The sequence below is a fragment of the Kitasatospora sp. NPDC127111 genome (assembly GCF_042677465.1).
Lineage (GTDB): Bacteria > Actinomycetota > Actinomycetes > Streptomycetales > Streptomycetaceae > Kitasatospora.
This window is the reverse complement of the sequence record NZ_JBHXTG010000150.1, coordinates 1-5698: the sequence shown is the minus strand read 5'-3', so window position 1 is coordinate 5698 and position 5698 is coordinate 1. Positions and strand designations below refer to the sequence as shown.

Sequence of the window (5698 nt, the reverse complement as noted above, 5' to 3'; positions counted from 1 at the left end):
TGGAGGTCAACTCGTAGCCCGCCCGGCCGGCCCCCGCGGCCGCCTGCCCCCCCGCGGGGGGGGGGCCCCCGCCGCCCCCCCCCCGGCCGCGGCCCCGGCAAGGGCCCGGCGCGGCCCCGGCACGGGTCCGCCCGGGCGTCGGCCGTACGCCCCGGCCTCCGTGCTGCGACACACCTGGGCCGGGTGGGAGGACGTCAGCCGCGCCGCCGAGCACGCCGTCCCGGCGCCCGGGTCCGACCTCGGGTAGCCGCGCGGGCGGACGCCGGCCGGGCCGCGAGGCCCCGCGGAGGCGGGCGACGCCGCGCGCCGCCCGCCTCCGACGCGGCGTCAGGCCGAGGTGCGCGCCGCGCTGCCGACGGCGAGGGCGGCGGCCGCCGCGGCCGCGACCACGCCCGCCGCCATCAGCCCGTTCCGCGACCGCCAGGACAGGACCGACCAGCGGGAGTTGGCCGACAGCAGCGAGCCGACACTCAGCCAGGAGCCGCCCGACAGCGCGGAGAGCGCCGAGCCGACCGAGCCGAGGGACAGCACGCTGCCGACCGAGCCCACGGAGAGCACGGATCCGACCGAGCCGACCGATAGCGTCGAACCGACCGAGGCGACGGACAGGAGCGAGTCCTTGGACCAGAGCGACAGCGAGGAGGTGGAAGAGGTCATGGCTTGATCGTAAGCCGGGCGCCGGGCCGCGTCCCCTGTTCGCCGACCGGGTGCAGCTCGCCGGTGCGCGCCACCCGGCCGTACCAGTGGGCGCTGCTCTTCGGGGTGCGGGCCTGGGTGTCGTAGTCGACCCGGACCAGGCCGAAGCGCTTGTCGTAGCCGTACGCCCACTCGAAGTTGTCCAGCAGCGACCACAGGAAGTAGCCCCGGACGTCGGCGCCGTCGGCGAGGGACCGGTGCACGGCCGCCAGGTGGGCCCGGACGTACGCGGCGCGCTCCGGGTCGTCCACCGTGCCGTCCGGGCGGACCTCGTCCCGGTACGCCGCGCCGTTCTCGGTGACCATCAGCGGCAGCCCCGGGTGGCGCCGGGCCAGCCCGGTCAGCAGCTCGTGCAGCCCGGACGGGTCGACCGCCCAGCCCATCGCGGTGCGCTCGCCCGCGGCCTGGTGGAATCCCACCGCGTCCGCTCCCGGCCAGGGCGAGGGGCCGCCGCCGTGGCCGTCCTCGCGGGCCGGGGCGGCCCCCTCCGGGGTCGCGGAGACGACGGTCGGCGTGTAGTAGTTGACGCCCAGCCAGTCCAGCGGCTGATGGGCCGCCTCCGGGTCGCCGGGCCGGACGAAGGACCAGTCGGTGAGGTGCGCGGTGTCGTCCAGCAGGTCCTCGGGGTAGGCGCCCTCCAGCATCGGGCCGAGGAAGACCCGGTTCCCGACCGCGTCGATCCGGCGCACCGCCTCCCGGTCCGCGGCCGACGGGGTGAGCGGACGCACCGCGTGCAGGTTGAGGGAGACGGACACCCGGGTGCCGGCCGGCAGTGCGGACCGCAGCGCCCGGACGGCCAGCCCGTGGCCCAGGTTCAGGTGGTGGGCGGCGCGCAGGGCGGCCACCGGATCGGTCCGGCCGGGGGCGTGCACGCCGGACCCGTAGCCGAGGAAGGCGCTGCACCAGGGCTCGTTGAGGGTGGTCCACTGCCCGACCCGGTCGCCGAGCGCGTCGCCCACCAGCGCGGCGTACTCGGCGAACCGCTCGGCGGTCGCCCGCTCCGGCCAGCCGCCGGCCGCCTCGAGCTCCTGCGGGAGGTCCCAGTGGTACAGCGTGGCGACGGGCGTGATCCCGGCGGCGAGCAACTCGTCGGCGAGCCGGCGGTAGAAGTCCAGCCCCCGCTGCACGGCGGGGCCGCGGCCGGTGGGCTGGACGCGCGGCCAGGCGACCGAGAAGCGGTAGGCGGTCAGCCCGAGCCCGGCCATCAGCCGGACGTCCGCGCGGAAGCGGTGGTAGTGGTCGGTGGCGAGGTCGCCGGTGTGGTCCTGGAAGACCTTGCCCGGGGTGCGGCAGAAGGTGTCCCAGATCGACGGCGTCCGGCCGTCCTCGGCGACGGCGCCCTCCACCTGGTAGGCGGAGGTGGCCGCGCCCCAGAGGAAGCCGGCCGGGAAGCGGGGGTTCAGGGCGGAGTCGGTCACGACGGGTGCTCCCAGGGTGTGCGGGGACGGAGGGCGCGCGGTCAGTTCTTCACCGCGCCGGCGGTGATGCCGCCCACGATGTGTTTGCCCAGCAGGGCGAAGACGAGCAGCAGCGGCACCGTCGAGACGAGCGCGCCGGTCAGCACGATCGCCTGGTTCACGCTGTGGTTGCCCGAGCCGAGCCCGGCCAGCGCGACCTGGAGGGTGGGGCTGCCGTCCGGGGTGAGGGCGATGAACGGCCAGAAGAAGTCGTTCCACGCCTGGACGAAGACCAGCATGCCGAGCACGGCCATGGCCGGCCGCGCGACCGGGAACACCACGTGCCAGACCACCCTCAGGCTGTGTGCGCCGTCCACCCGGGCGGCCTCGACCAACTCCACGGGCAGGGCCTCCAGCAGGTACTGCCGCATGAAGAACACCCCGAACGCGGCGACCAGGGACGGCAGGACGACCGACTGCAGCTGGTCGACCCAGCCCAGGTCGGTGATGATCTGGTACAGCGGGATCACGCTGAGCTGCGGAGGGATCGTCATGGTGGCCACCACCAGGGCGAGCAGGACGTTCCGGCCGCGGAACGGCAGCTTGGCGAAGGCGAAGCCGGCCAGCGTGGAGAACAGCACGGTGGAGAGCGCCACCAGGCCGGCCACCACGGTGGTGTTGACCAGCGCCTCGCCCAGGTCCACCTGGTTCCAGGCGAAGGCGAGGTTGTCGAGCAGGTGCCCGCCCGGCAGCAGCGGCGCCGGGGCCGCGACCACGCGCTCCCCGGTGTGCGAGGCGGCGATCAGGTTCCAGTACAGCGGGAACAGCGAGACCAGCGCGGCGAGGCCGAGCAGGACGTACGTGAGCGGCCCGGCGTGGTGTTGGCGCCCCGCGGACGGCCGCAGGCGGCGCCGGTAGGTGCGTGGGGCGGGCCCGGAGGCGGTGAGTGCGGGGGTCCCGGGTGTGGTGGTCACGGATCAGCCCTTCCTGCGGCGCAGACGGACGACGAGGGCCCGGGCGGCGCCGAGCAGCAGCGGGAACAGCAGCATCACCCAGGCGATCGCGGAGGCCTGGCCGAGCGCGCCGGTCACCCAGCCCTTCTCGTACATCAGCAGGCTCAGCGTCTGGAACTGGTTGCCGCTGCCGCCGCTGACCCCCAGGCTGCCGCCGAACAGCATCGGCTCGCCGAACAGCTGGGTCGCCCCGATCGTGGACACCACGACGGTGAACAGGATCGTCGGGCGGATCGACGGGATGGTCACGCTGACGAACTGCCGCCAGCGCGAGGCCCCGTCCAGCGCCGCCGCCTCGTAGAGGTCCTGCGGCACGGCCTGCATCGCGGCCAGGTAGATCAGCGCGTTGTAGCCCGTCCACCGCCAGGTCACGATCACCGAGACGGCGATCTGCGCGGGCCATTTGGAGGACTCCCAGTCCACCGGGTCGAAGCCCACCCGGTCGAGCACGGTGTTGACCAGCCCGTAGTCGCTGTTGAAGAGCTGGGCGAAGACCAGCGTGGCGGCGGCGATCGACGTGGCGTACGGCGCGAGCACCGCGACCCGGAGGAAACCGCGGCCGCGGACCCGGTAGTTGAGCAGGTGCGCCAGGCCGAGCGCGAGCAGCAGCTGCGGGACGGTCGAGATGACGCCGATGGTGAAGGTGTTGGCCAGCGCGTTCCAGAAGAAGTCGCTGTCCCACAGGTCGGTGTAGTTCCGCAGCCCCCGCCACTCGGCCTCGCCGCCGAGCTCGACGCGGTGCAGCGAGAGCCAGCCGGTGTAGATCAGCGGGAAGAGCCCGAAGGCGGCGAAGCAGAGGAAGAACGGCGCGACGAACGCGTACGGCGCCGCCTTGAGGTCCCAGCGGTGGAGCTTCCGCCTCCAGGCCGCCCGCGGCGGGCGGCCGGTCGGCGGGGGAGGGGCGGTGGTGACGGAGGGCGGCGGGCCGGGCGGCGGGGTGCCGTCGGCCGCCACCCGGACGGGGCTGGACACGGGGGCGTCCTTCCGGGTCGGTGCCTGCGGGTGACGTGGTGGCGTGCCTGGGGCCATCCGCGGCGGAGTGGCCCCCGGCGGGGCCCGCTACTTCTGGACCTTGTCGTCGACCAGCTTCTTGACGTTCGCCCAGGCCTGGGCCGGATCGGTCCCGCGCTGCTCGATGTCGAGGACGCCGTTGTCGGTGAGGAAGGTCTTCACCTGACCGTCCCAGCGGCTGATCGGCACCGCCCGGATGCCGGCCGCGGCCTCGGAGTAGATCCGGCCGACCGGCGTGTCTCCGAAGTACGGCAGCTTGGCGTCCCGGACGGCGGCGGAGGTCAGGGTGTCCTTGGACGAGGGGATGTTGCCGTTCACCGCGAACACCTTGGCGTGCTGCGCCGGCGCGGTCAGCCAGGCGGCGAGCTTGGCCGCCTCCTCGACGTGGGCGCCCGACTTCGGGACGGCGAGGAAGGCGCCGCCCCAGTTGCCGGCCACCGGCGCCGGCGCGATGTCCCACTTGCCCTGGTTCTCCGGGCCGCCCTGCTCCTTGATGATGCCGGTCATCCAGCTCGGGCAGGCGACGGTGGCGAACTTGTTGTTCTTGAAGCCGGCGTTCCAGGTGCCCTTCTCGTCGAACTGGCGCAGCTTGGCGGTGAGCCCGCCGGTGGCCGCCGCCGTGGCGATGGACCAGGCCTTCTTGACGCCCGGGCTGTTCTGGTAGTCCAACTCGCCCTTGGTGTCGGCGTACTGGACCGGCTCGCTGGAGACCACGGCGTTGAACAGGCCGCTGGCCGAGTCGTGGAAGGCGGTGCCTTCGGGGGCCTTGGCCTGGTAGGCGCGGCCGGCCTCGAGGAACCTGTCCCAGCTGCCCGCCCAGAGCGCGCCGACCTGGGTGCGGTCGGTGGGCAGCCCCGCCTTGGCGAAGAGGTCCTTGTTGTAGCAGACGGCCATCGGGCCGATGTCGGTGCCGAGCCCGATGACCTTGCCGTCCGCGGTGGTGGCCTGCTTGGTCTTCCAGTCCAGGAAGGCGTTGACGTCCGCGCCGCCGGTCCTGGACAGGTCCACCCACTTGCCGGCCAGGGTGGGCCCGGTGGCCTCGGCGATGAAGCCGACCTCGACGGCCTGGATGTCGGCGAGGCCGCTGTCCCGGGAGAGCCGCAGCTTGAGGGTGTCCCAGTACTTCTGGCCGTCGGCCACGTTGGACTCGACGATCTTGATGTTGGGGTGCAGCTTCTCGTACTCGGCGTAGAGCTTGGCGCCGGTCTCGTTGTCGTAGCCGAAGGACCCGAAGGTGCCGACCCGCAGGGTGATGGTTCCGCCGTCGCCGGCGGAGGCCTGGTGCCCGCTGCCGCTGCTGCAGCCGGCCAGCAGGGCGCCGGCGGCGATCAGGGCGGCGGACACGGTGAGGCGTCCTGGTCTGGTGCGAGTGCGGGTGCTCGTGCTCGTGCTGGTGGCGTTCGTACGGGTGCGGGTGCTGCGCATGCCACTCTCCTCGTCCGGGATGGTGCGGGGCGCGCCGGTGGGTGGGGACGTGGGGGGGGGGCCGAATTAGGAATTGTGGGGAGCCACCTCACGCACCGAATGGTGGGAGGTTTTTGGGGGCGGGGGGTATATATTTATGGGGGTATCCGAGGCGCA

At 73.6% G+C, this 5698-nt stretch carries 5 protein-coding genes; all 5 read right to left on the bottom strand.

The genetic code is table 11. The features are described from left to right. Positions 1–327: 327 nt before the first annotated feature. The 5 genes from ACFVHB_RS39725 to ACFVHB_RS39705 all read right to left on the bottom strand — a co-directional run bounded on the left by ACFVHB_RS39725 (position 328) and on the right by ACFVHB_RS39705 (position 5542). Complete coding sequence (locus ACFVHB_RS39725; protein ID WP_380332813.1) at positions 328–657, bottom strand: hypothetical protein; 330 nt, start codon at positions 655–657, stop codon at positions 328–330. Continuing rightward, positions 654–2114, bottom strand: coding sequence for a GH1 family beta-glucosidase (locus ACFVHB_RS39720; protein WP_380332811.1), 1461 nt, complete (start codon positions 2112–2114; stop codon positions 654–656). The genes ACFVHB_RS39725 and ACFVHB_RS39720 overlap by 4 nt, the downstream gene beginning before the upstream one ends. 41 nt (positions 2115–2155) lie before the next feature. Next, positions 2156–3067: a carbohydrate ABC transporter permease gene (locus ACFVHB_RS39715; RefSeq protein ID WP_380332809.1), complete on the bottom strand. Its 912-nt coding sequence runs from the start codon at positions 3065–3067 to the stop codon at positions 2156–2158. Between the two features lie 3 nt (positions 3068–3070). Next, positions 3071–4078, bottom strand: a complete 1008-nt coding sequence (locus tag ACFVHB_RS39710) for a carbohydrate ABC transporter permease (protein WP_380332807.1) — start codon at positions 4076–4078, stop codon at positions 3071–3073. A gap of 87 nt (positions 4079–4165) precedes the next feature. Further along, entirely contained in the window at positions 4166–5542 is a 1377-nt protein-coding gene (locus ACFVHB_RS39705; RefSeq protein ID WP_380332805.1) for an ABC transporter substrate-binding protein, read from the bottom strand. Positions 5543–5698 lie beyond the last annotated feature (156 nt).